This is a genomic window from Roseibium sp. JB4-4 (assembly GCF_055693425.1).
The window spans coordinates 3,722,728-3,746,281 of record NZ_CM146333.1; the positions used below are offsets into that span (position 1 = coordinate 3,722,728).

Sequence of the window (23,554 nt, forward strand, 5' to 3'; positions counted from 1 at the left end):
GTAAAGTCACTGCCGGAAAAGTCCGCACGCTCAGCTTCCGCTCTGCGAAAATCCGCTCTTTGAAAATTCGCATTGGGTAGGATCGCCTCCTTGAGATCAACTTCCCGAAGATTGGCGCGGCTGAAGTCGGCATTTTCGACATTTAAGAACCTGAGTTCAGCCAGGCGCAGATCGCAGCGCGGGCATCCCCCTTTTCCTTGATCTCCGCCATGCGTTCCAGGTCACTATCGGCGATTGCGCTGCCGGAAACGGCAAATAGCGCAAAGGCGCCGAGGCAGCCTGCCAGAATTTGGAATACCTTGTCGCCCATTGCTCATCCCTTTTTGAATGCTTCTATAGAAATAGGTCTCCAAAACGGCAGTTTAAGGACCGTTGCGCCCTACTAGACCGGAAAATATGAAAAAGAAATGAGATGGACGTCAAGAAGTGCTGATTACACCGAGCGCCTTCAAAGGAATTGCAGTGGGGAAATGACTGGCCGGGAAGGGGCGGAAGGAAGAAGCGGGCGGGGTCGCAGATGCCCGCTTCTTCCATCACAAAAGCGCTGACGACGCACAACCTGACAATCAGCGTACCATTCCATTCGCAAAAGCCTTGCCAGTTTGAAATTGCCAGTAATGTATCAAGATCTGGCCACGCGGTGCTCCCGCAGCACTAGATGCTGATTTCATTTAGAATTGCTTCACCATTCGTGCATTGCAATTTGCAAGGCTGCCTGCAAGATACGGTTAGCAAAGCGTTAAGAGATTTCCGACTGCAGGTCGATGGTCGACCGTTTGCCGATGTCTTCGTAGTGCGTGTCCAGCCATACTTTGGCGGTTTCGCGCCCAAGATCCCGCAATTCGGTCAGGAAGCTCCATTCGGCATTGAGTTTGGACGATGCCTGCAGCGGTTTCAGTTCGCTGGCGAATATCCGGTGCATGTGCACCTTGGTGTATTCTTCATCGGACAGCTTGCCGTCCTCAATAAGCCGCGTAACGAAATCGATCGCACGCAGTTCCCGAAGCAGCGTTGAGTTGAAAGTGATCTCGTTCAGTCTATTGACGATTTCCCGCGCCGTTTTGGGCACTTGTCTGCGCTCTAGCGGATTGATCTGGATAAGGACAACATCCGGAGTATCCGTGTTGTAGAACAGCGGATAAAGGGGCGGATTGCCCATGAAACCCCCATCCCAATAAGGCTCGCCGTCAATCTCGACGGCCTGGAACAGTTGCGGCAGACAGGCTGAGGCCATCACCGCATCGATCGTGACTTCCTTTTCGCTGAAGATCCGAATTTTGCCCGAAAAAACATTGGTTGCGGCAATGAACAACTTTAACCCCGAACAACAGTGCACTTTCTCGAAGTCGACGATGTCGTCGACGACGTCCCTGAGCGGATTCATGTTCAGTGGATTGAACTCATAAGGAGAGGCGAAGCGCGACATGACGTCGAAATAAAGATAGCTCGGCGAATGGTCGAGGCTCCATTCTCCCAGCAGAATGTCGAGCGGCGAGCGTTGTATCGGGCTGAACTGGGCGCGTGCGCTGACTTCGCGCCAGAAAGCTTCAAGGCTGGCTCTGGCTCCGTCTTCTCCGCCTGCTTCCATACCACTGGCCATGACAACAGCATTCATGGCACCGGCGGATGTCCCAGTGATGGCATCTATGGCAAAGCGGCTGTCTTCCAGGAACCAGTCGAGCACACCCCAGGTGAAGGCGCCGTGAGCACCGCCACCTTGAAGAGCGAGATTTATTTTCTTGGGCGAGGCCACGACAGCCCTCCGTGATCAGCTGTCATCAGCCTGACAGGCGTTATTGTGCGGTCCAGCCGCCGTCGATCGGCAGGATCGAACCTGTAATTGACGCAGCATCGTCTGAGCACAGGAATGCGGCATAGGCGGCGACCTGCTCGATGGTTACGAATTGTTTGGTCGGCTGGGCCTTCAGCAGAACGTCTTTCTTGACCTCTTCTTCGGTCATGTTGCGCGCTTTCATGGTGTCGGGGATCTGCCGCTCCACCAAGGGCGTCCAAACGTAACCGGGGCAGATCGCATTGACCGTAATGCCTTGTTCGGCAACTTCCAGGGCAACGGTTTTTGTCAGGCCGGCAATTCCGTGCTTCGCAGCCACATAAGCGGATTTATACGGCGAGGCGACTAACGCGTGCGCCGAGGCAGTGTTTATGACCCGGCCCCAACCACGCTTTTTCATACCCGGCAAGGCCGCGCGAACAGCATGGAAGGCAGAAGACAGGTTGATGGCGATGATCGCGTCCCACTTGTCGACCGGGAATTCGTCGACGGGAGAAACATGTTGGATGCCCGCATTGTTTACAAGGATATCGACGGATCCGAATTCCTTCTCCGCGTCGGAGATCATGGCGGCGATTTCATCACCGCTCAGCATGTTTGCACCTGAATAGGTGCAGCGCACACCAAAATCGGTTTCAACGGCCGCGCGGGTCTTCTCGATCTCGTCTGCATCACCGAGGCCGTTGATCACCACATTGGCACCCTTTGCCGCAAATGCTCTGGCACACCCAAGGCCGATGCCGGATGTGGAGCCAGTTACGACGGCGGTTTTGTTGGCAAGCATTCAAGATCTCCCAATGAGAAAAACAGTTGGCCAACATTCGACCAGTTCTCGCCGCGCTGCAACATCGGAATGCTGAAAAGTGATTGACGCGTCACAAATGCTCGACATTGGTCCAATGCGAGTTTTCCAAAGTTGACTAGCGCCGATCCATCTTGTGGGCTCCGGCCAAGGCTTTGCGTGCTTTGGCGCGCGCGGCGGATTTTATTTCGTCCGCCATTGTGTAGTCCTCGGTCCTCAACCCTAGCTTCTCAGCAAAACGCTCGCGGATTAGCCCGTAGAACGTGGCATGGAGGCTGGCGAAGATCCAGACGAAGATGAGCATGGTGCCCATCGGGAATATGGCAGACCTGATTTGCGGCCAAAGTTCGCTGGTGGGCAACAAGCCATCGCTGATGCTGAGCAGCAAGCCCCACATCGCGATCAGAAACCCGGCTAGAAGGCTCATGACCAGGGCTGCAAAAGCCATGGCCCAACCAAGCCCCGACGTTGCCCGCCAGCTTTCTTTCAAGGTGAGGGGGTCGTCGACGGCCGCGGCCGGCAAGACAACCGACAGGCGCTGGACCACCATGAGCGCAATGAAAGGTGCCAGAAAAAGAAGCAGCAGACCGAAGCCGGCGGTTACGGCTGCCAGCAGGGAGGCAACTATGACCAGAGGTATCAGCGACAGCATGCCGATCAACCCCAGGATGATCTGGTTGAGAATGACGCGAATGGTGCGTTTGCCGAACACAATCGGAAAGTCGTTGGCTTCGATCAGAATGCGGCGAACGTAGGCAATCGCAATTGAAAACCCGACCAGCAGGTTGGCGATCGCCGCCAGCGCGCGCAGCGCCCCTCGTCGGCTTCTGCCACTGGCTCCGTCATGTAGGAAACGGTCTTGAAGCCATTTTCAGGCATCAATGTGCCACCAATCGCAAAATTGAGAGCTATTAGAAGAAGGATATAGGCCCAGCCGGTTTTGAAAAGCGTGCCGACGTTGTGCTGTGCCAAGGAAAACGACCGTTCCAGAACGGTAATGAACATATCCTGCTCCCGGATAGACCGCTGTCATTGCCCAAGGTAGGGATTCTGCTCAAAAAACACCAGATGGGGCCGTCCTGGTCAGTTCAGTTCGGGCTTGTCAGCAGTTTCAGGCTGCTCTGTCGCAATGCGGTATCCGGCTGTAATCACAGAGATGCCGAGCACCGTCACGATGATCTGCAGCAACACGTTCAGAACCAGAACCTTGATCTGAATGAGAACGACCGGCAGGCTGGCCCCGGCAAGCGCCAGAACATATTGAAGGCCCATGCTGACGAGCAGGAAAGGAAGAGACAGGACAATCAGCGACCAGAGCATGCGCCAACCCAGTCCGTTGCCGAGCCTGTGCGCTTCCATGATGCCCATCGGCCTTTCAATCGCAACGGCCGGCAAGGCGAGATTCAGCCGCACCAGATGTGGCATGATCCAGAAGAGCATGAGGCCTGCGGCCAGAAGGGTCCCGACAACCGGCGGCAATGCCATACCCAGCAGCGACACCACGATCATGACCGGTATGAGCACCAGCATTGAAATGAAAAACAGCTGGATCAATTTCCAGACAAACTGCAGCTCAAGGGGGCCAAGTCTGAGGTGAAATGTTGCCGGTTGTTCGCCCAGAAGACCGAATCTGTGCCAGGCAACCGCTATGGAGGCGGACGCTGCCAAGGCAACCACAGCGCTGATCAGGATCAAAAGTATGCCGGTGCCCGACAGATTGCCGACTTCGGCTTCCCCTGAGATATCACCGCCTATCATCAGTACGATCAATGACAAGACGAATTGAAGCGCAAACCAGGCTCCGCATGTTTTGAATACCGTTTCGAGATTGCCGAACACAATGGCGATTGAGTCGGTCAGAAGCCGTTTGAACATGCGGTTTCCCTGAAATGAGCCGGAACGAAAGGTCTAAAACTGTCTCGGCCTTGTAATTGTTCGGATTGGCGAATGCAACGAAAGCTGGCAAGCGTGCGGATCGTGCCGGTGTAAATTGTCCTTTTTCGCCGCAGCCTTTAATCCTTCGCTGGAAAGTCGCGCCAAGATGCCTCATATGGTTGGCAAACGTGAAAGGTCCGATTGGTTTCTGTCATGATTGATGATTTCGCAAACCCGCTGCCACGCCGCAATTCCGTCGGTGTGAGCGTTGGCAATGTCATGGTCGGTGGCGGCGCACCGATTGTGGTGCAATCGATGACCAACACAGATACCGCAGATGCGGATTCAACCGTTGCTCAAGTGGCAGCACTGGCTCGTGCCGGGTCGGAAGTCGTGCGGATCACGGTTGACCGGGCAGAGGCCGCCGCCCAGGTGCCGCGGATCAAGGAACGGCTTGATAGAATTGGCGTAGACGTACCGCTGGTCGGCGACTTTCACTATATCGGCCACAAGCTGCTCAATGACTATCCGGACTGTGCCGCCGCTCTCGACAAATACCGGATCAATCCTGGCAATGTCGGCTTCAAGGCGAAGCGTGACACTCAGTTCTCCCAAATCATCGACATTGCGCTCAAACATGACAAGCCGGTGCGGATCGGTGTGAACTGGGGATCGCTTGACCAGGAGCTTTTAACAAAGCTGATGGATGAAAACGCGGAAAGTGTTGCGCCCGTTTCGGCCTCGGCCGTTATGCGCGAGGCGATTATCCAGTCCGGGCTTTTGTCAGCCGAGCGTGCCGAAGCTCTTGGGATGGGACGGGACAAGATCATCCTTTCGGCAAAGGTCAGCCAGGTCCAGGATCTGATCGCCGTTTATTCCGATCTGGCACGCCGGTGCGACTACGCCCTGCATCTTGGCCTGACCGAGGCCGGTATGGGTACCAAAGGGATTGTTTCTTCCGCAGCCTCCATGGGGATCCTGCTTCAGCAGGGCATCGGCGACACCATTCGGGTATCGCTGACGCCGGAACCCGGCGGTGACCGCACCAGGGAAGTGCAGGTCGCGCAGGAGCTTTTGCAGGTCATGGGCTTTCGTGCATTCGTGCCGATTGTCGCCGCATGCCCAGGATGCGGGCGGACAACATCGACTGTGTTCCAGGAACTCGCGGGCGATATTCAGGACCACATTCGGGCGTCCATGCCGTCCTGGCGGGAACAATATCCAGGTGTTGAAAATCTCAACGTTGCTGTCATGGGCTGTATCGTCAACGGCCCGGGCGAGTCCAAGCACGCAGACATCGGCATTTCGCTGCCCGGAACCGGCGAGACACCGTCAGCACCGGTGTTTGTCGACGGTGAGAAAGTTGCAACGCTGCGCGGCGAAGGTATTGCCGACGAGTTCAAGCAGATGGTGCTGGATTATATTGAAAAACGTTATGGACCCGGTCCGAAATCCACTTCGGATGCCGCATAAGGCATCCGGGCCTTCTGATATCAGCTGATAAAGGCGCTCTTCCAGGGAACACGCAGATGATGACGCATGGTGACCCCGAGCCACTGAAGAAGCCGATCCTTGTCATCACGTCACAGGTGGTGCGCGGGGGGATCAGCGGTAGAGGCTTGAGTTTCGCGCTGGAACGGATTGGGCATGATGTCTGGTTCCTGCCTACTATTCTGCTTCCCTGGCATCCCGGGCATGGCAAAGGAACCCGGATCGTTCCGGCAAGCGCCGATTTCAATTCCATTGCCGCGGACCTTGCGGGCTCGGACAAGATTGGTGAAATCGGAGCTGTGATTTCAGGGTATCTTGGTGAGGCTTCGCAAGCGGAAGCCGTTGCCGGTCTGGTGGAAGCCGTCAAACAAAAAGCGCCCGGCACACCTTATTTGTGCGACCCGGTCATGGGTGACCATACCTCCGCCTCCGGAGGTGGTCTTTACGTTCCCGAGGCAACGGCGCATGCGATACGTGACCGGCTGGTTCCACTTGCGGATATCGTCACACCCAACACATTTGAGCTCGGTTGGCTGACAGGCCGGACTGTTGAAAGCGAACTTGACGCACTGGCAGCCGCTCGGACCCTTTGCAACGAGCGGGTTCTTGTGACCTCCTCACCAGCGATGCGACGGAATGCGATTGCAAATTTGCTGGCGGGGCCTCGAGGTGCTGTTGCCGCCGAGCATGCGGCCATTGCGAACCCGCCGCACGGAACGGGTGATCTGATTGCCGGACTGTTCTTGAGCAACTCTCTGGAAGGCCTTGATGACGAAGAGGCTCTCAAAAGGGCTTCTGCCTCGGTTTTTGAGCTTGTTGCGCGAAGTGTCAAAAAGGGTGCTGATGAATTGCTGTTTGCTGAAGAACAGCAGTCGGTTGTCCGCGCCATGGCGCTCGTAACCTCAAGGCGGATATTGGAAGCAAAGTCACGTGCCTGAAGACCGGCCGAAATATGTTGCCGGTGTCGACGGTTGCAAGATCGGCTGGGTCGCGGTGCTCCGTAATCTGACCGATCCGGCTGATATTGCCTTGAAAGTGTTTCCAGCGTTTGCAGACATTCTTCAGCAACAGCCCTTCCTCTCGGTCATTGCCGTCGATATGCCGATTGGTTTGCCGGACACGATCGGACCTGGAGGGCGGGGACCGGAAAAAGCCGTCCGTCGGCACCTTGGTGACCGCCAGTCGTCCGTCTTTCAGGTTCCGGCGCGCCCTGCCGTTTATGAAGAGGATTATCGCCTGGCTTGCGAGGTTGCGATGAGAACGTCGCAACCTCCCAAGAAGGTTTCCAAGCAGTGTTTTTATCTCTTTCCGAAAATGCGCGACATTGATGCGGTTATGACACCGGAGCTGGAGGCACGGGTGTTTGAAGTGCACCCCGAACTTGCCTTCTGGCGGCTGAACGGTGAGCAGGCGATGAGCCTTCCGAAAAAGATCAAAAGCCGGGCCAATCCGGATGGACTGGATCAGCGGCGGGATCTGCTCATGTCACACGGAACGCCGCGAGACTTTCTGGACCAGAAACCACCGCGAGGCTGTGGCCGGGATGACCTTCTGGATGCGGCTGCCAATTCTCTCATTGCCGAGCGGATCTTGAAGGGCGAGGCTGAACCCTTTCCGAAGGACTATCGGCGAGACGACCGGGCCTTGCGGATGGCGATCTGGGCGTGATGCAAAATTGGACGCGTTTCAAGGCTCCCGGCTTAGAACTCAAAGCGTTTCAAGCAGACCCAGAATATCGGCCTTAAGATCAGTTCCTCTCACGATGCCGCCATGGCATGGAATGATCATGTTCGGCGTCTCATGCTCCAAGCACTCTTGAGCCCAGGCTGAAAACATCTCTTTGTCAGCAAGGCCGTATTTCGGGAATGTCTTCAGGAAGCCAAGAGCTGGTTCAGGAGTATTCTTGTCCGAAACGCCGCAAAATGCATCTGTGACAACCCAGGCAACGCCGCCATCGCCCTTCACTCGGAGCCAAACCTCGCCGGTTTTCAGACCATCGGGCTCAAGAAGGGTAATATGGTCAGGGAGAGCTTCGGCCAGTGCGGACAATGAACCGAATGGCGTTCCGGTGATTTTTTCAAGTCTTGGCCTGGCATTCTCGGAGCAAACCGGCTTTGCGTGCGGGTACGCTTCAATGTGCTCAGGAACGGCCTTGTTGTGATAGTGGTTGGGTGCCAGCAGGAAGCGGATCGGGGCCGCTTCGGCGGCGACACCGCTGGTCTTTTCAACGGGGCTATAAAGACACGTCCCGCCGCCCTCAAGACCGACGACATTGCATCTGAGATTGCCGCGCTGGATGGTCCAGAGGCTTTCGTGTCCCTCTATCCGGACAAGGGTAGCTGCAGGCCTGCTCATGACGTCTCCATAGCGGTGAGCTGTTCGCACAAAAGGTCGACGAGGTGCCTGCCTGCGTTGTTTTTTCCTCCAGCCGGTTCTGGGTGTGGACACCCATCACCGCCGACACCAGCCCCTTGGCAAAAGCTTTGATGTCTGTCGAAGTTGATATTCGTCCGGCATCGAGTGCGTTCTGCAGGCAAGCCTCGAAACAGTTTTCCAGCGCGTCCCAATAGTGTCTGGCCGCCTTGTCCAGGTCGGCGCTGCCGACCCGTGCATTCTCGATACCGGTATTGACGACGAGGCATCCATAAGGGCTCGAAGTCATCGAGCCATCGGTTATCAGGGACCTGAGAAAAGCAATGATTTCGGGGATGCTGCCACTGTCCCTCATGGGCTCCATTGCGATCGAATTTGCCTGTTCGGAATAAAACCGGAGTGCGGCAAGATACAGTCCCTCCTTGCCACCAAATTCACTCCGGAGCGCAAACTGATTGAGCCCGGTCAGGCGTTCCAGCTCACGGACACCCAGTGCCTGGTAGCCGTGTTGCCAGAAAGCGTAGGTGGCACGCTTCACAACTTCTTCGGGGTCATAACCCTTTGGTCTAGCCATAAGACTGTTTCTCTTCATTTGTATAGAAACTAATTTCTATGCAATTGTAGAGAAATGTCAATGCCAGATTTTTCGTAACGGAAACGATGCGCTTCGCCTTGCGTCAGTCCGTGATTTTCTCTTTCAAAGAGAACCTGTTAAAAGGCCGTCCTGCCACAGTCACACCACTGCCGGCCATTTCGGGACATCTCAGGGTTTTGGAAATTCGCATGAGCGACAAGAGCATCTATGAAAACCTCACTCAGCTTGGAACATCCACCGGGTTGCCGGAGGATCCGGAGAAGGCCGTCCTGGAAAAGGTGCCAAACCCCCAGGCTGGGACCGGCTATATGGTGCGGTTCGTCGCACCGGAATTTACATCCCTTTGCCCCATTACGGGGGCGCCGGATTTCGCGCATCTGGTGATTGACTATGTCCCCAAGGATTTTCTGGTTGAGAGCAAGTCCTTGAAATTGTTTCTGGGCTCTTTCCGCAACCACGGGGCATTTCATGAGGATTGCACGATCTCAATTGCAAAGCGTCTCGTCGACCTGCTCCAGCCGGACTGGCTGAGGATCGGCGGTTACTGGTATCCGCGGGGCGGAATTCCGATTGATGTTTTTTATCAAACGGGGACCGCGCCGGAAGGTGTCTGGATCCCGGATCAGGGCGTGCCGCCCTATCGCGGCAGAGGATGAGTCTTTCGCAAAGCCAATTGTGAGCGTTCAGGCTGCTTAGGGTGTCGGCAGGGTCAGGCCCGGAGCTTTTTCGATTGTCTGTGTGACCACCATCTCGAAGTTTGGTGCCTTGGTGTCATAGACTGCCTTGACGATAAAACTGTCAGCCCGCCGGACCCAATAGGTGTAACGGTTTTCCGTGACCATGCCTTGGCTGACTGTGATATCGGCTGCGACTACATCCAGAGTTTCGCCGTCGACTTCTTCTTCTGAACAAGCTGCATTCCGAATGGTTTCCGCGTTCGCCAACTTGTCTGCCCGGGCCTGGTCAGCATTGCCACCCGTGTCCATCTCCCGGATCTTTTGCCAGCTCTTTCCATCATCTGCTGATTGGTAGAGCACGTTCTCATATCCAAGAACCCAGGGACCTGCCGGCTCGGTTGGAACTGTCAGATAGTGATTCTCGTTCAGATATAAAAATTCATTGGTTGAAGGCGGAGCGCCCTTGAAGGCGTTGATCGCGATCGTTTTTGTTGGAACGCCCTGATCGAGCTGCAGATAAAGCTCGGTGAAGCGGTCCTGGCACGGATCCGCCAGGGCGACTTGTCCTGACAGTCCCAGAAAAAGAACAGCGCTCACAATCGACTTCATGAAAACCCCCGTCGAAATCTGAAACAGAAGATGATTGTCAGGCATGGAACACCGTTTGCGTTCGCCTGACAATCTTGTTCCTCACCAACTCGCGTGGTGAAATCGACCTTATTCAGCCGGTGCAGCAGCGCCGGTGCTGGATGTGAAGGCCTTTTCCTTGATCTCCTGAAACTTGTCCGACATTTCAGACAGCCGCGCATCCCATTCGGGGTTCGGCACCTGGCCGTCGGTCACCTTGAAATAGACCTGCATCATCAGTGTGATGGCCAGCGGCTCCAGCACTGCAGCCTTCACCGCCCAGGCAAAGACAAGGGCAAACACCAGCGCGCCAAAACTCCAGGAGCCGGGTATCAGGTAAACAATCGCCGCAGCCGGCGCGAGCATCACCAGGAACACCACAAAGGCGAGGAGATAAGTGAAAAGTGCGATGAAGGCGGCATTCTTCAACATGGGCTTATAGTTCTGGCCGTAAAGCACCAGAGCTTCACGGGCCGAACCCCAGGCATTGTCCGAGCGGGTCCGGATCGCGTGCGCCAGGATAACCTCGTCCACAAAACCGACTGCAACCTTCAAGAAAGCCCGGAAAAGGGACATCAGTCCGTTCAAGCCCGGGACCGGCAGGATCGAGGCAATGCCTTCGGCAAATCTGCTGATAGACCGGACAACGCCTTTGATCAACTGATCCAGACCGAAAAGGGCGCTGGACTGGACAAAGCGGTCTTTTACGACACTCGCACCATAAGAAACCTGTCCTTGGCCGTCCGGCAGTTCCTTGCCGTCCATCAGCTCCACCAGAACCGCGATGTGACCGGCCTTTACGGTGTAAAGCAGGTATTCGCGCAAGAGGTAAATCGCTGTGGCGGTCAGGCCGAAACCCAGCAACCCACCCCAGAAGGCGAAGCCGGCCTGGCTGTCAGGCCCGCCAATCCAGCCGAGACCATAGCCGACACCGGCACCAAGGCCGGTCGCGATCACATAGGCGGCGGCCATGGCGCCATAAACGATCACTCGAAAAATAAGATAAGGCAAAGTCTGCACCATCAGGCCGATGGCGCGTCCGAAATCAAAGTCCCACATATATCGTCTCCGGTATCCGAATAGTTCGGAAGGCGTTCAATGCGGGTTACCTTAGGTCAGTGCTCAAAAGTGCGATGTGACGACAATCACGGGACAGCGGTTGCGGGCTTCCTGCATCACGCGCAACCAAAAACCGCCCGGGAAGCGCTTGTCTCTCTCGATCAGGCCGGTGACGAAGTTGGAAAGTCTGACCAGACTTGAAGCCTGTTCAATCGGTTATCCGGCTGAGATGTTCACCAAATATCAGTGCGTTGCCGTCCGGGTCCTTTGTTTCGAACTCACGCATCTCCCAGGGCTGGTCGCCAATGTCCTCAGTGATGTTGGCTCCGGCCTTTCTTGCCAGTGCGTAGTAGTCGTCGATGCCTTCGACGAAGCAATAGGCCGTCCTTGGGTGAAGCGCGTCGCCCCCTGTCAGGTGGAGCTCAATCTTGTCTCTGCCGAGAATGGCATAACGCGCAGGCTCTCCTTCGCTATCCGCCCATTCGAAACGAACCTCGAACAGCAACCTGTCGCGGTAATAGGCGACAGCTGTAGCCACGTCACTAACGGGAAACACCGGCGCGATGAGGGAAAGTTGGGATGAATTTGGATCTGACATGGAAATCTCCCAGAGAACGCCGCAGGAACTTCGCGGTAGACTGTGAGCCGAAGTATTTCTCCGCTGGGCAGCGTCTTATTATCAGGCCCTCAACAAAGTCAGAGGTCCCGGAGCAGTCGCAATCAGGTGTCCGAAAGCAGGTTGGCTTTTTGGAAAATCTCACCTTAAGATAGAATAGCAGGTTAGGGGTTTTGGGGAAAATTTTATGTTCGGCTCTAGCTTAATCAAGCCGCTCTTCGCTTTATTTACTGCGTTTTCCTGGTCTACTGCAGCGATAAGCAGCGAATATATTTCATGTCCTGCTGATTTCGTGAGTTTTCACGAGAATTCCGGTGTTGGTGAAGGTGTTTACTATAAGTATAAATCGAGACATTCCGACGATGAATGGCGTCCAGCAAGCATTCGCAGGGTGAACAGTCTTCTGGTGTCAGAATTTGAGAGCGAAGTTCCGGTCGAAGCGATCTATTACACGACTGCACCAAAGCGCGAGAATTATTACCTCGTCAAAAGCGGCAAACTGTCGGAGACCTTTGAATACAGGAAGAGCGCGCTTGTCGGGTATGGTGACAATCTCAAAAGGGCTCTTAGAGCTGAGTTCGACAAAAGATTTTCCCGTCCTCCGTTCAACGCTAATCTTGTCGCGGACGTCGACCTGGACGTTTACCAGGATGTCCACCTCAGTGCATTGCCATCCGGATCGTCACTGGTCTCAAGGGCTCGATACCTGTTCGACAAAAAGAAGGGTTGGCACCTCACCTTCAATGATGGCACCGATACGTTTAGCGATGTTACCAAACGAAGTAACTTTGCGTTCCCTGGCAACATGAACTTGTCGGGCGACACTTTGAACCACATCCTGGAAGTGGTGATGCAAAGATATGGCGGGCCCGGTAAGGTATGTGTGAGAATATACAGGACCTTAAGAGCTGATCATGTCGGCCTTTACTTGGCCTTCAATGATATATTTTTAAACTCGACGCCAACATCGGTGAATTTCACTCTCAAATTTTTCGAAGAAAACTGAAGAAATGGCAGAGGTGTCAGAAGAGTACGACAAGACGCTGGTTCAGATCTGGCGCACCAACTACATCACCGTGTTCGAGACCAAAGACGTCGGCTGGCAGGAGCTTGTTGCGGTCGCGTCGCTGCTTGCATTGCTGAGCGTCTATTGTGCTCCTTTCCTGGGGCTTCAAGAAAAGCTTGCGACTGTCGCATTTCAAACCAGCTTCATTTTGCTTTTGATCATCGTACTTTCGCTCGTTACGGCCATGGCGAGAATTCTATTCCAAATAGAAAGCATCCAACCCCGAAGGGTCTTTATGCTTCTCGCCGGCCATTACACCGTAACGCTGGTAACCGTTCTTACTGCCGTTTTCATTTGGGGCGATGCATTCCCCCTTTATAACGACATCGAAAGTCTCTCATTGGCCTACCCAGCGCTTGCGGCCGCCTTTTTCGTGCTGATGACATTCTCCGACGTCTTGTCGCTCAAGAAGAACGATGATGGCGGGCGGGTTTCCGGCTTTGTTATAAAGCCGCGATTCCGGATATGGCTGCAGCAATTTCCGTGTTTGTGGTCGTAAATTACTGCAACTACAAAATTTTCAGCGATTTCGTGGACTCAGGCTCAACGCAGAGTATCTTTTATCAAGTGATACAGTCGGCCTCGGGCACCCTTTCTGGAAACTGATAGCCTTCCAAGGACGTGGAAAGAGCAACGGGCTTGCCAGGCTTGGTGTCATCAAGGCCGCTGGTTAAGCGGCCCTGAACTTGTCGTTCGTGCGTAATTCGCCTTAGCTCGTCACAAGGTTCCGGAGCACATAGTGCAGAATGCCACCGGCCTTGATGTATTCCAGCTCATCCTCGGTATCGACACGGCACAGGCACTCGATGGTTTTGGTGGTGCCGTCCTCATAGGTGACTTCCATATCCATCATCTGGCGCGGCTGAATGTCGGCGATGCCCTTGATGGTGACGCGCTCCTTGCCGGTGATGTTGTGCGACTGCCAGCTTTCGCCCTCCTTGAAGGTGAGTGGAATGACGCCCATACCGACCAGGTTAGAGCGGTGAATGCGCTCGAAAGACTGGGCGATCACGGCTCGCACACCAAGCAGACTGGTGCCTTTGGCCGCCCAGTCACGGGACGACCCTGTGCCGTATTCCTTGCCCGCAAAGACGACCAGCGGCGTGCCGGCTTCCTTGAATTCCATGCAGGCGTCGTAGATCCATTCCTTCTTGCCATCCTTCATGGTGACGCCGCCTTCAACGCCCGGAACCATCTGGTTCTTGATGCGGATGTTGGCGAATGTGCCGCGCATCATGACTTCGTGGTTGCCACGGCGCGAACCGTAGGAATTGAAGTCCTTTTGAGCGACCTGATGCTCAGAGAGATATTTCCCTGCCGGGCTGTCGAGTTTGATCGCGCCAGCCGGTGAAATGTGGTCGGTGGTGATGCTGTCCAGGAAAAGGCCCATGACCGCGGCGTCGTTGATGTCATGAAGCGGCTTCGGCTCCATGGTCATGCCTTCGAAGTAAGGCGGGTTCTGGACATAGGTCGATGACACCGGCCAGGTGTAGGTGAGGCCGCCCTCCACCTTGATTGCCTGCCAATGCGCGTCGCCCTTGAAGACGTCGGAATAGCGCGTGCGGAACATGTCCTCATTGATGGAGGAGCGGATCAGATCGCTGATCTGTTCCGTCGTCGGCCAGATGTCCTTCAGATAGACAGGGTTGCCGTCCTTGTCATTCCCAAGAGGGTCCTCGGTAATATTGATGTTGAGATTGCCGGCAATTGCATAGGCGACAACCAGCGGCGGCGAGGCCAGATAGTTGGCGCGCACATCCGGGTTGACGCGGCCTTCGAAGTTGCGGTTGCCCGACAATACGGAACAGGCAATCAGGTCGTTGTCGTTGATTGCTTTTGAAATTGCCGGGTCCAGTGGACCGGAGTTGCCGATACAGGTCGTGCAGCCATAACCGGCAAGATCAAAGCCAAGTGCATCGAGGTCGCCCTGCAGGCCCGCTTTTTCCAGGTAGTCGGTCACCACCTGGGAACCCGGAGCCAGTGAGGTTTTCACCCAGGGTTTGACGTCCAGTCCTTTTGCCAGGGCGTTGCGGGCCACAAGCCCGGCGCCGATCAGAACGGAGGGATTGGATGTGTTGGTGCAGGATGTGATCGCTGCGATGACGACGTCACCGTTGCCCAGGTCGTGGCCCTTGCCGTCAACGGTGACACGTTTGTCGAGTTCGCCCGCTTTCTTGAACTCTTCCGCCATGGTCGTGGCAAAGCCGGATGCGGCATCGGAGAGGTTGATACGGTCTTGCGGACGCTTCGGACCGGAAATGGCCGGTACGACGGTGGAAATGTCGAGTTCCAGCGTGTCGGTGAATTCAGGCTCTTCGCCGCCGGTGCGGAACATGCCCTGGGCCTTGGAATACTCTTCGACCAGTGCAACACGGTCCTTGTCGCGCCCAGTAGCTTCCAGGTACTTCAGTGTTTCCTTGTCGACCGGGAAAAAGCCGCATGTCGCGCCGTATTCGGGTGCCATGTTGGCGATCGTGGCTGCATCCTCAAGGCTGAGATTGTCGAGGCCCGGACCAAAGAATTCAACGAATTTGCCGACAACACCCTTCTGGCGCAGCATTTCAACCACGCGCAGCACAAGGTCGGTGGCGGTGATGCCTTCGTTCAGCTTTCCGGTCAGCTTGAAGCCGATGACTTCCGGTATCAGCATGGATATCGGCTGGCCGAGCATGGCTGCTTCCGCTTCGATACCGCCGACACCCCAGCCGAGAACGGCAAGACCATTGACCATGGTGGTGTGGCTGTCGGTGCCAACAAGCGTATCAGGATAGGCGATTGTCTCGCTGCCCTCTTCCCGGGTCCAGACGGTCTGGGCCAGATACTCAAGGTTCACCTGGTGGCAAATACCGGTTCCAGGGGGGACTGCACGGAAGTTGTCGAAGGCAGACTGACCCCAGCGCAGAAACTCATACCGTTCCTGGTTGCGTTCGTATTCCAGATCGACGTTTTTCTTGAACGCGTCTTTGGTGCCGAAAAAGTCGATCATGACAGAGTGGTCGATGACAAGATCGACCGGAACCTGAGGGTTCACCTTCTTCGGATCGCCGCCAAGCTTCACGGCCGCGTCGCGCATGGCGGCCAGGTCCACCACGGCCGGCACACCGGTGAAATCCTGCATCAGGACTCGGGCCGGGCGATAGGAAATTTCATGTGTGGACTTTTTCGTCTTGAGCCATTCCGCACAAGCAACAATGTCTTCTTTGGTTACGGAGCGCCCGTCTTCGAACCGCAGAAGGTTTTCAAGGACAACTTTCAGCGAAAACGGCAGTTTGGAGACGCCCTCAAGGCCGTTCTTTTCCGCTTCCGGGATCGAGAAATAGGAATAGGTCTTGCCGTCTGCGGTCAGCGTTTTCTTACACTTGAAGCTGTCGAGGGACTGGGTCACGACGTGCAATCTCCTTCATTTTGCAAAGGCCCGGCTGCGTTTGTTCCAGTGCCCGGCATACTCTCTCAAAGCGCTGGCCTGGAGCAGGACAACTCCATCGACAAGCGCAGTTTCGCGGGGTGCGGTAGAGAGCCTCTCCCTCTTTCGCCGCCGCAATTCTGTGATGCGCTCCTATAGCAATCTTTGGCGATGTTCACCAGACGGGGCTCAGATGCACGAAGCTTATTTAAGGTCGCTGACTGATCGCTTGAAGTGGCAATCACGCGCTTTTTGACGAGCTGGGCGTAAGGCGTGCCGCGGCGTGAAAAATCCCGTATTTATCGAATGGAAAGATATTGCATACCATTGTATACTGAATTAAAACCGCGCTCAGCCAGCTTCTCCCGGCTCGCCAGACAAACTGCGATCCGGTGGTCAAGCTTCAAACAACACCAGGACGCCGGGACCATCATGAGCTTGTATCAAGACTACCTGAAAGAGATCGACACGCGCAAAGAACAAGGCTTGCATCCAAAGCCGATAGAAGACGGCGCCTTGTTGGAGGAAATCGTTGCCCAGATCAAAGATCAGGGAAACGAGCACAGGGAAGCGTCTGTCAAGTTCTTCATCTATAACACCTTGCCCGGTACAACGAGCGCTGCCGGTGTCAAAGCCAAGTTTCTGAAAGAGATCATTCTTGGCCAGGCTGATGTTGCCGAGATCTCCCCATCCTTTGCCCTTGAGCTGCTTTCACACATGAAGGGCGGTCCTTCGGTGGAGGTTCTGCTCGACCTGGCCCTCGGCGAGGATCAGGCCATTGCAGCAGATGCAGCCGACGTCCTGAAAACGCAGGTGTTTCTTTATGAGGCGGATACGAACCGCCTGAAAGAGGCTTTGGCCAGTGGCAACGCGATTGCCAAAGACATCATCGAGAGTTACGCGAAGGCGGAATTCTTCACGAGACTTCCGGAGATCGACGAAGAAATCAAGGTCGTGACCTATATCGCCGCCGAAGGCGATATTTCCACCGACCTTCTGTCACCGGGCAACCAGGCTCATTCCCGCGCCGATCGGGAACTGCATGGCAAGTGCATGATCTCCGAGCGTGCGCAGGAGGAAATTCAGGCGCTGAAACTGCAGCACCCGGACAAGCAGGTGATGCTGATCGCAGAGAAGGGCACCATGGGTGTGGGCTCCTCGCGCATGTCCGGCGTCAACAATGTTGCGCTCTGGACCGGCAAGCAGGCGAGCCCCTATGTGCCTTTCGTGAACTTCGCACCTATCGTGGCCGGCACCAATGGCATCTCTCCCATTTTCCTGACAACCGTTGGCGTGACCGGCGGCATCGGCATCGACCTCAAAAATTGGGTCAAGAAGCTGGATTCCGACGGCAACCCGATCCTTAACAACGACGGCAATCCGGTTCTGGAACAGAAATACTCGGTTGAGACCGGCACTGTCCTGACCATCAACACCAAGAAGAAGAAGCTTTACAACGAAGGCGGCGATGAAGAACTTGTCGATGTCGGCTCTTCGTTCAATCCGCAAAAGCTCGAATTCATGAAGGCAGGCGGGTCCTACGCGATCGTTTTCGGCAAGAAGCTTCAGAGCTTTGCCTGCGAGACGCTCGGTGTCGAACTGAAATCCGCTTTCGCTCCTTCCAAGGAAGTGTCTCTTGAAGGCCAGGGCCTGACCGCGGTCGAAAAAATCTTCAACAGGAATGCGGTCGGTGTCACGCCGGGCAAGGTTCTGCATGCGGGCTCCGACGTTCGCGTCAAGGTGAACATCGTCGGTTCACAGGACACCACCGGCCTGATGACTTCTCAAGAGCTTGAGGCCATGGCGGCCACAGTTCTTTCGCCGACTGTTGACGGTGCCTACCAGTCCGGTTGCCATACCGCATCGGTCTGGGATTTGAAGGCTCAGGCAAATACGCCGAAACTGATGGCGTTCATGCACAAGTTTGGCCTGATCACCGCACGCGACCCGAAAGGCGTCTATCATTCCATGACGGACGTGATCCACAAGGTCTTGAACGACATCACTGTGGATGACTGGGCGATCATTATCGGCGGCGATTCCCATACCAGAATGTCCAAAGGCGTCGCATTTGGTGCAGATTCCGGAACAGTTGCTCTTGCCCTAGCGACCGGGGAAGCAACCATGCCGATCCCTGAATCGGTCAAGGTGACTTTCAAGGGACAAATGGCCGATCACATGGACTTCCGCGACGTTGTTCATGCAACCCAGTCGCAGATGCTCAAGCAGTTCGGAGACAACGTTTTCCAGGGCCGGATCATCGAAGTACACATTGGAACGCTGCTTGCGGACCAGGCCTTCACTTTCACCGACTGGACGGCGGAAATGAAGGCCAAGGCGTCGATCTGCATTTCTGAAGACGCGACGCTGATTGAATCGCTCGAGATTGCGAAGAGCCGTATTCAGGTCATGATCGACAAGGGCATGGACAATGAAGTTCAAATGCTTCAGGGCCTGGTCGACATCGCCGACAAGCGTATCGCGGAAATCAAGTCCGGAGAAAAGCCGGCTCTGACGCCGGATGCCAACGCCAAGTATTTCGCGGAAGTCGTCGTCGATCTTGATGAGATCAATGAACCGATGATTGCCGATCCGGATGTGAACAACGCTGATGTTTCCAAGCGCTATACCCACGACACGATCCGGCCAATTTCCTACTACGGTGCGGAAAAGAAGGTCGATCTCGGTTTTGTCGGGTCCTGCATGGTGCACAAGGGCGATGTGAAAATCGTCGCCCAGATGCTGCGTAATCTGGAAAAGGAAAAAGGCAGCGTCGAGTTCAAGGCTCCATTGGTTCTTGCCGCACCGACCTACAACATCATCGATGAGTTGAAGGACGAGGGCGACTGGGAAGTGCTGCAGAAGTACTCCGGCTTTGAGTTTGATGACACTTCGCCCAAAAACACTGCCCGGACCGAATACGAGAACATCCTCTATCTGGAGCGGCCTGGCTGTAACCTGTGCATGGGCAACCAGGAGAAGGCTGCAAAGGGCGATACGGTTCTGGCGACGTCAACACGTCTCTTCAAGGGGCGTGTGGTCGAGGACTCCGGCGACAAGAAAGGTGAGTCCCTGCTTGCTTCAACGCCAGTCGTAGTTCTGTCAGCAATCCTCGGCAGAACGCCAACAGTGGATGAGTACAAGACAGCCGTTGAGGGTATCGACCTGACCAAGTTCGCTCCGCCGCTTCAAAAGCCGCTGGATGCCAAGTCGGTGCACTTCTAAGACGACCGGCAGCGGCGGCAAGCCGCCGCTGCCTCAGGTTTGACCGTCATTCGAAACACCATCGGGTGACAGGCATAAAAAAAGCCCGGGTCCTGCCCGGGCTTTTGTCTTTCGTTCCTGATGTTATCAGGCAGATGCCTTATTCGCCGCACGTTCAGCACGCTTGCGCTCATGCGGGTCGAGCATCGCTTTGCGCAGCCGGATGGAACTTGGTGTGACTTCCACCAGTTCATCGTCCGAGATATAGGACAGTGCAGCCTCCAGCGTCAGTTTCATCGGCGTTGTCAGCTTGACCGCGTCATCCTTGCCGGCAGAGCGGATGTTGGTGAGCTGCTTGCCTTTCAGAACATTGACTTCCAGATCGTTGCCGCGCGTGTGCTCGCCAACAATCATGCCCGGATAAACCTTGGTTCCAGGCTCTATCATCATCGGGCCCCGGTCTTCCAGGTTGAAAAGAGCATATGCGACAGCTTCGCCGGTTCCGTTGGAAAGAAGAACACCGGTGTGACGGCCCTGGATCGGCCCTTTGTAAGGCTCATATCCATGGAACAGGCGGTTGAAGATCGCCGTGCCACGCGTATCCGACAAGAGTTCTGCCTGGTACCCGATCAGTCCACGCGTTGGTGCGTGGAAGACCAGTCGCGTCCGGCCACCACCGGACGGTTTCATTTCAAGCAGATCCGCTTTTCTCTCCTGAAGTTTCTGAACAACGATGCCTGAATGCTCCTCGTCGACGTCGATGATGACTTCTTCGATCGGCTCTAGCCGGTTGTTGGCATCGTCATATTGATAGACGACGCGCGGTCGGCCGACACCAAGTTCAAAGCCTTCGCGGCGCATGTTTTCAATCAGGATCGCCAAAAGCAATTCGCCGCGGCCCGACACGATGAAGGCATCCGGTTCGTCCGTGTCTTCCACCTTCAGGGCAACGTTGCCTTCGGCTTCCTTCTTAAGGCGCTCGCGGATAACACGGGACTGAACCTTCGAGCCTTCTGTGCCCGCAAGCGGACTGTCATTGACGCGGAAGGTCATGGAAAGCGTCGGTGGGTCAATCGGCTGCGCCTGGAGTGGCTCGTCAACACCCGGTGCGCAAAGCGTGTCGGCAACCGTTGCCTTTGTCAGGCCGGCTATGGCAACGATGTCGCCTGCTTCGCCCTTTTCGATCGGCTGGCGCTCCAGTCCGCGGAAAGCGAGAATTTTTGAAACACGCCCGGTTTCGACAGAGCCACCGTCGCGGGACAATGCCTTGAGGGGCATGTTCGGCAAGGCCGTGCCGGAGGCGATGCGGCCGGTGAGAATGCGGCCAAGGAACGGATCGGATTCAATTGTTGTCGCCAGCATGCGGAATTCGCCCGGCTCCGCAGCAGGAGCCGCGACCTTGTCGAGCACCATATCGAAGAGCGGATCCATATTGTCCTGCGGGCCTTCCGGCTCCAGCGCCATCCATTCCTGCTTGGCCGATCCGTAAAGAACCGGGAAATCCAGCTGGTCTTCATTGGCATCAAGGGCTGCGAACAGATCGAACACTTCGTCGAGGACTTCTTCTGCGCGCTGTTCCGGCTTGTCGATCTTGTTGATGGCGACAATCGGCTTGAGGCCGAGCTTGAGTGCCTTGCCGAGCACGAATTTGGTCTGCGGCATGGGGCCTTCTGCTGCATCAACCAGAAGGATAACGCCGTCGACCATGTGCAGAATACGCTCCACTTCTCCGCCAAAGTCGGCGTGGCCGGGAGTGTCGACAATGTTGATCCGCGTGTCTTTCCAGACCAGCGAGGTTACTTTCGCCAGGATGGTAATGCCGCGTTCGCGCTCAATGTCATTGGAATCCATCATGCGCTCTTCGGTGCGCTGATTGTCCCGGAATGCGCCCGATTGTTTCAAAAGGACGTCAATGAGCGTTGTTTTGCCATGGTCAACGTGCGCGATGATGGCAATATTACGAAGGTTCATGTGTGGGCTCCAAAAGACAGAGCGGGCCCCCGCGGACCCGCACACATTGTCTCGAATTCAGGTAATTTCGGATCGGCACCCGGCCGAATTTGGCGCCTTTATACGTGCGGCGCGTGAATTGTGCAATGCGATGTCCATTCGTTGCATTGACTTGGTGAAGATTCACCCCTAGTTCGTAAGGTAACCTTACTAAAAAAGGGGCGGGAATGGGTCTTCCGGAACCGAATGTCGGCGTCACCATGCTGGTCGTGGATCTTGCACGGTTGTTGCGACGGAATTTTGAAGCTGAGCTCAGCAAGGTCGATACCGGCCTGACCGCAGGTGAAGCGCGCACGCTGTTCTATGTCTGGCGTTTGCCCGGTCAGCGGCAGGCTGTGCTCGCCGATGCCATGTATGTCGAGCCGATGACCCTGGTCGGGTATCTCGATACGCTGGAAAAAGCCGGACTGATCAATCGCTGCACAGACCCGAGTGACAGACGTGCCAAACTGGTTGAGCTGACCCCGAAGGCCCAACCACTTTTGGAAAATATCGGAACGGCACTTCATGCTGTGCGGTCAAGGGCGCTGGAAAACATTCCCCCTGACAAAAGACAAGTATTGGAAATGCTGCTGCAAACCATGAAGGACGGTTTGCTTGAGGAGGTTTCCAAAGGAAAACAGAAATGACGTCCACAAGCCCGACCATGAGCGCAAGACGGACCTCGCTTCTGGGGGCCGGGCTTGTTGCCATCGGTCCCATATCAATGGCGCTTTATACACCGGCCATGCCGACGCTTGTCGAAGCCTTCGGAACAACGGACGGTGTCGTCAAACTGACCTTGACCTCCTATTTTGCGGGCTTCGCGCTGGCGCAGCTCGTTTGTGGTCCGCTTTCCGACGCCTTCGGCCGCAAGCCGACCGCAATGGCTTTTCTACTGCTCTATCTGACATCAAGCATCTTGGCGACATTCGCACCAACCGTGGAATTCATGTTGGTGGCGCGGGCATTGCAGGGTGTTGGGGCTGCCGTTGGAATTGCCGTTTCCCGGGCGATCGTACGCGATCAGTTTACCGGTGAAGCTTCGGCCAGGATCATGAATACGATTGCCATGATGCTGGCGGTCGGGCCGGCCATTTCTCCGACAATCGGAGGCTTTGTTCTTGAACTGTCGGGTTGGCGGGAAATCTTCTGGTGCATGGTTGTCTATGGCCTTGCTCTCATGATCGCCGTTTCCTTCTTTCAGACGGAAACCAACCCCGATCCAGGCAGGCATCACCTCAAGCCGCGTCGTCTTGCGTCGAACTACATGACCTTGTTGACCGATCCGCGTTTCATGTCGCCTGCGCTTCTTATCGGATGTGGCCTTGGAAACCTTTATACATTCGCGACAATCCTGCCCTTCGTTCTCATTCACAAGGTCGGTCTGTCGCCTTCAGAGTTTGGATTGACCATGGTTTTGCAGTCCGGTTCGTTCATTGTCGGGACTGTTCTGACAGGCCGTTTGCTGCGGTTCGTGGAAGCAAAAAAACTCGTGCCTTTCGGTTTGGCGCTCTGGGTGGTTGCCGCTTTGCTGATGAGCTTTCTGACGCTGACACAGGAGCCGAGTATCGCCACGGTCATGGCACCGGTCGGCCTGTTCACGTTTGCATTGGCGCTGGTTTTGCCGGCCAGTTTCACCGAAACTCTTGCGCCGTTCCCAGGTATTGCCGGCGCTGCATCGTCCATGGTCGGGTTCTTGCAGTGTGGTGTCGCAATTGTTGCGAGCGTCATCATCGCTCTATTGGGTGATCAGTTGCTTGGCTTCGGCGTGGTGCTGCCGCTTGTACCAATTGCCGGAATTGTGGGATATCTGGTCTTTAAAAGCCGGATACCGCAAACAGCGGCCGCAGAATAGCTCAATTCCGTCGTCTGCGGCACAGCAGGTCGACAACGGCTTGACCCTTTATCGTGAAAGAGGCATCAGGTGCCTGCGAAAAGGGATTACAAGTACCGTGAAAGCCGCCGAATACCGTCTTCCTGAC

Annotated in this window: 23 protein-coding genes and 1 pseudogene; 10 read left to right on the forward strand and 14 right to left on the reverse strand. The window is 55.5% G+C overall.

Going from position 1 to position 23,554, the window contains the following annotated elements:
- Positions 1-8: 8 nt before the first annotated feature.
- The 7 genes and pseudogenes from ACZ1HV_RS17550 to ACZ1HV_RS17580 all read right to left on the reverse strand — a co-directional run.
- Positions 9-170 (reverse strand): annotated as a pseudogene (locus ACZ1HV_RS17550) (pentapeptide repeat-containing protein); the annotation flags it as partial.
- Entirely contained in the window at positions 143-310 is a 168-nt protein-coding gene (locus ACZ1HV_RS17555) for a hypothetical protein (protein WP_472715867.1), read from the reverse strand. The gene ACZ1HV_RS17555 and the pseudogene ACZ1HV_RS17550, both read right to left, overlap by 28 nt.
- 429 nt (positions 311-739) lie before the next feature.
- The gene (locus ACZ1HV_RS17560) at positions 740-1,753 is read right to left on the reverse strand and encodes a patatin-like phospholipase family protein (RefSeq protein WP_298817379.1); all 1,014 of its coding nucleotides are present in this window, start codon (positions 1,751-1,753) and stop codon (positions 740-742) included.
- 40 nt (positions 1,754-1,793) lie between these two features.
- The gene (locus tag ACZ1HV_RS17565) at positions 1,794-2,576 is read right to left on the reverse strand and encodes a 3-hydroxybutyrate dehydrogenase (RefSeq protein WP_298817376.1); all 783 of its coding nucleotides are present in this window, start codon (positions 2,574-2,576) and stop codon (positions 1,794-1,796) included.
- Between the two features lie 136 nt (positions 2,577-2,712).
- Complete coding sequence (locus ACZ1HV_RS17570; RefSeq protein WP_472715868.1) at positions 2,713-3,306, reverse strand: hypothetical protein; 594 nt, start codon at positions 3,304-3,306, stop codon at positions 2,713-2,715.
- 23 nt (positions 3,307-3,329) lie between these two features.
- Entirely contained in the window at positions 3,330-3,599 is a 270-nt protein-coding gene (locus ACZ1HV_RS17575; protein WP_472715869.1) for a hypothetical protein, read from the reverse strand.
- A 78-nt stretch (positions 3,600-3,677) separates the two neighbouring features.
- Positions 3,678-4,469 (reverse strand): hypothetical protein, encoded by a 792-nt coding sequence (locus ACZ1HV_RS17580; RefSeq protein ID WP_298963580.1) that lies wholly within the window; start codon positions 4,467-4,469, stop codon positions 3,678-3,680.
- A gap of 213 nt (positions 4,470-4,682) precedes the next feature.
- Here ACZ1HV_RS17580 and ispG point away from each other — a divergent pair, with 213 nt between their 5' ends.
- From ispG to ACZ1HV_RS17595, 3 genes are read left to right on the forward strand one after another with little or no spacing between them, the layout of a single operon-like run.
- A complete protein-coding gene (gene ispG, locus ACZ1HV_RS17585) occupies positions 4,683-5,942 on the forward strand; it encodes a flavodoxin-dependent (E)-4-hydroxy-3-methylbut-2-enyl-diphosphate synthase (RefSeq protein WP_472715870.1) in 1,260 nt (419 codons plus the stop codon).
- Between the two features lie 56 nt (positions 5,943-5,998).
- Positions 5,999-6,898 carry a pyridoxal kinase gene (pdxY, locus tag ACZ1HV_RS17590; protein ID WP_472715871.1) on the forward strand — a complete coding sequence of 300 codons (900 nt, stop codon included), beginning with the start codon at positions 5,999-6,001 and terminating at the stop codon, positions 6,896-6,898.
- The gene (locus ACZ1HV_RS17595; RefSeq protein WP_472715872.1) at positions 6,891-7,628 is read left to right on the forward strand and encodes a DUF429 domain-containing protein; all 738 of its coding nucleotides are present in this window, start codon (positions 6,891-6,893) and stop codon (positions 7,626-7,628) included. Before pdxY ends, ACZ1HV_RS17595 begins: the two co-directional genes overlap by 8 nt.
- A gap of 39 nt (positions 7,629-7,667) precedes the next feature.
- Here the strand turns inward: ACZ1HV_RS17595 and ACZ1HV_RS17600 are convergent, their stop codons facing one another.
- Entirely contained in the window at positions 7,668-8,315 is a 648-nt protein-coding gene (locus ACZ1HV_RS17600) for a hypothetical protein (RefSeq protein WP_472715873.1), read from the reverse strand.
- The gene (locus ACZ1HV_RS17605; protein ID WP_472715874.1) at positions 8,218-8,907 is read right to left on the reverse strand and encodes a TetR/AcrR family transcriptional regulator; all 690 of its coding nucleotides are present in this window, start codon (positions 8,905-8,907) and stop codon (positions 8,218-8,220) included. Before ACZ1HV_RS17605 ends, ACZ1HV_RS17600 begins: the two co-directional genes overlap by 98 nt.
- Positions 8,908-9,116: 209 nt before the next feature.
- Between ACZ1HV_RS17605 and queF the strand changes: the two genes are divergently transcribed.
- A complete protein-coding gene (queF, locus tag ACZ1HV_RS17610) occupies positions 9,117-9,584 on the forward strand; it encodes a preQ(1) synthase (protein WP_298817357.1) in 468 nt (155 codons plus the stop codon).
- Positions 9,585-9,620: 36 nt separating this feature from the next.
- Here the strand turns inward: queF and ACZ1HV_RS17615 are convergent, their stop codons facing one another.
- Complete coding sequence (locus ACZ1HV_RS17615) at positions 9,621-10,214, reverse strand: hypothetical protein (protein ID WP_298963593.1); 594 nt, start codon at positions 10,212-10,214, stop codon at positions 9,621-9,623.
- A 108-nt stretch (positions 10,215-10,322) separates the two neighbouring features.
- Positions 10,323-11,291, reverse strand: a complete 969-nt coding sequence (locus tag ACZ1HV_RS17620) for a hypothetical protein (protein WP_472715875.1) — start codon at positions 11,289-11,291, stop codon at positions 10,323-10,325.
- 39 nt (positions 11,292-11,330) lie between these two features.
- Between ACZ1HV_RS17620 and ACZ1HV_RS17625 the strand changes: the two genes are divergently transcribed.
- Positions 11,331-11,492, forward strand: coding sequence for a hypothetical protein (locus ACZ1HV_RS17625; protein ID WP_298817351.1), 162 nt, complete (start codon positions 11,331-11,333; stop codon positions 11,490-11,492).
- Positions 11,493-11,499: 7 nt separating this feature from the next.
- Here ACZ1HV_RS17625 and ACZ1HV_RS17630 read toward each other — a convergent pair whose 3' ends face one another.
- On the reverse strand, positions 11,500-11,889 hold the full coding sequence (locus ACZ1HV_RS17630; RefSeq protein ID WP_472715876.1) for a bleomycin resistance protein: 390 nt from the start codon (positions 11,887-11,889) through the stop codon (positions 11,500-11,502).
- A 310-nt stretch (positions 11,890-12,199) separates the two neighbouring features.
- Here ACZ1HV_RS17630 and ACZ1HV_RS17635 point away from each other — a divergent pair, with 310 nt between their 5' ends.
- Positions 12,200-12,913 (forward strand): hypothetical protein, encoded by a 714-nt coding sequence (locus ACZ1HV_RS17635; protein ID WP_472715877.1) that lies wholly within the window; start codon positions 12,200-12,202, stop codon positions 12,911-12,913.
- A 4-nt stretch (positions 12,914-12,917) separates the two neighbouring features.
- A complete protein-coding gene (locus ACZ1HV_RS17640) occupies positions 12,918-13,472 on the forward strand; it encodes a hypothetical protein (protein WP_472715878.1) in 555 nt (184 codons plus the stop codon).
- Positions 13,473-13,682: 210 nt separating this feature from the next.
- Here ACZ1HV_RS17640 and acnA read toward each other — a convergent pair whose 3' ends face one another.
- Positions 13,683-16,358, reverse strand: coding sequence for an aconitate hydratase AcnA (gene acnA, locus ACZ1HV_RS17645; protein WP_472715879.1), 2,676 nt, complete (start codon positions 16,356-16,358; stop codon positions 13,683-13,685).
- Between the two features lie 450 nt (positions 16,359-16,808).
- On the opposite strand from acnA, the gene ACZ1HV_RS17650 reads away from it, so the two are divergent.
- Positions 16,809-19,601: a bifunctional aconitate hydratase 2/2-methylisocitrate dehydratase gene (locus ACZ1HV_RS17650; RefSeq protein ID WP_472715880.1), complete on the forward strand. Its 2,793-nt coding sequence runs from the start codon at positions 16,809-16,811 to the stop codon at positions 19,599-19,601.
- 126 nt (positions 19,602-19,727) lie between these two features.
- On the opposite strand, the gene typA is transcribed toward ACZ1HV_RS17650, so the two are convergent.
- The gene (gene typA, locus ACZ1HV_RS17655; RefSeq protein ID WP_472715881.1) at positions 19,728-21,551 is read right to left on the reverse strand and encodes a translational GTPase TypA; all 1,824 of its coding nucleotides are present in this window, start codon (positions 21,549-21,551) and stop codon (positions 19,728-19,730) included.
- A 206-nt stretch (positions 21,552-21,757) separates the two neighbouring features.
- Here typA and ACZ1HV_RS17660 point away from each other — a divergent pair, with 206 nt between their 5' ends.
- Both ACZ1HV_RS17660 and ACZ1HV_RS17665 read left to right on the forward strand, forming a co-directional pair.
- Positions 21,758-22,219, forward strand: a complete 462-nt coding sequence (locus ACZ1HV_RS17660) for a MarR family winged helix-turn-helix transcriptional regulator (RefSeq protein WP_472715882.1) — start codon at positions 21,758-21,760, stop codon at positions 22,217-22,219.
- Positions 22,216-23,427 carry a multidrug effflux MFS transporter gene (locus tag ACZ1HV_RS17665; RefSeq protein WP_472715883.1) on the forward strand — a complete coding sequence of 404 codons (1,212 nt, stop codon included), beginning with the start codon at positions 22,216-22,218 and terminating at the stop codon, positions 23,425-23,427. The genes ACZ1HV_RS17660 and ACZ1HV_RS17665 overlap by 4 nt, the downstream gene beginning before the upstream one ends.
- Positions 23,428-23,554: the final 127 nt, after the last annotated feature.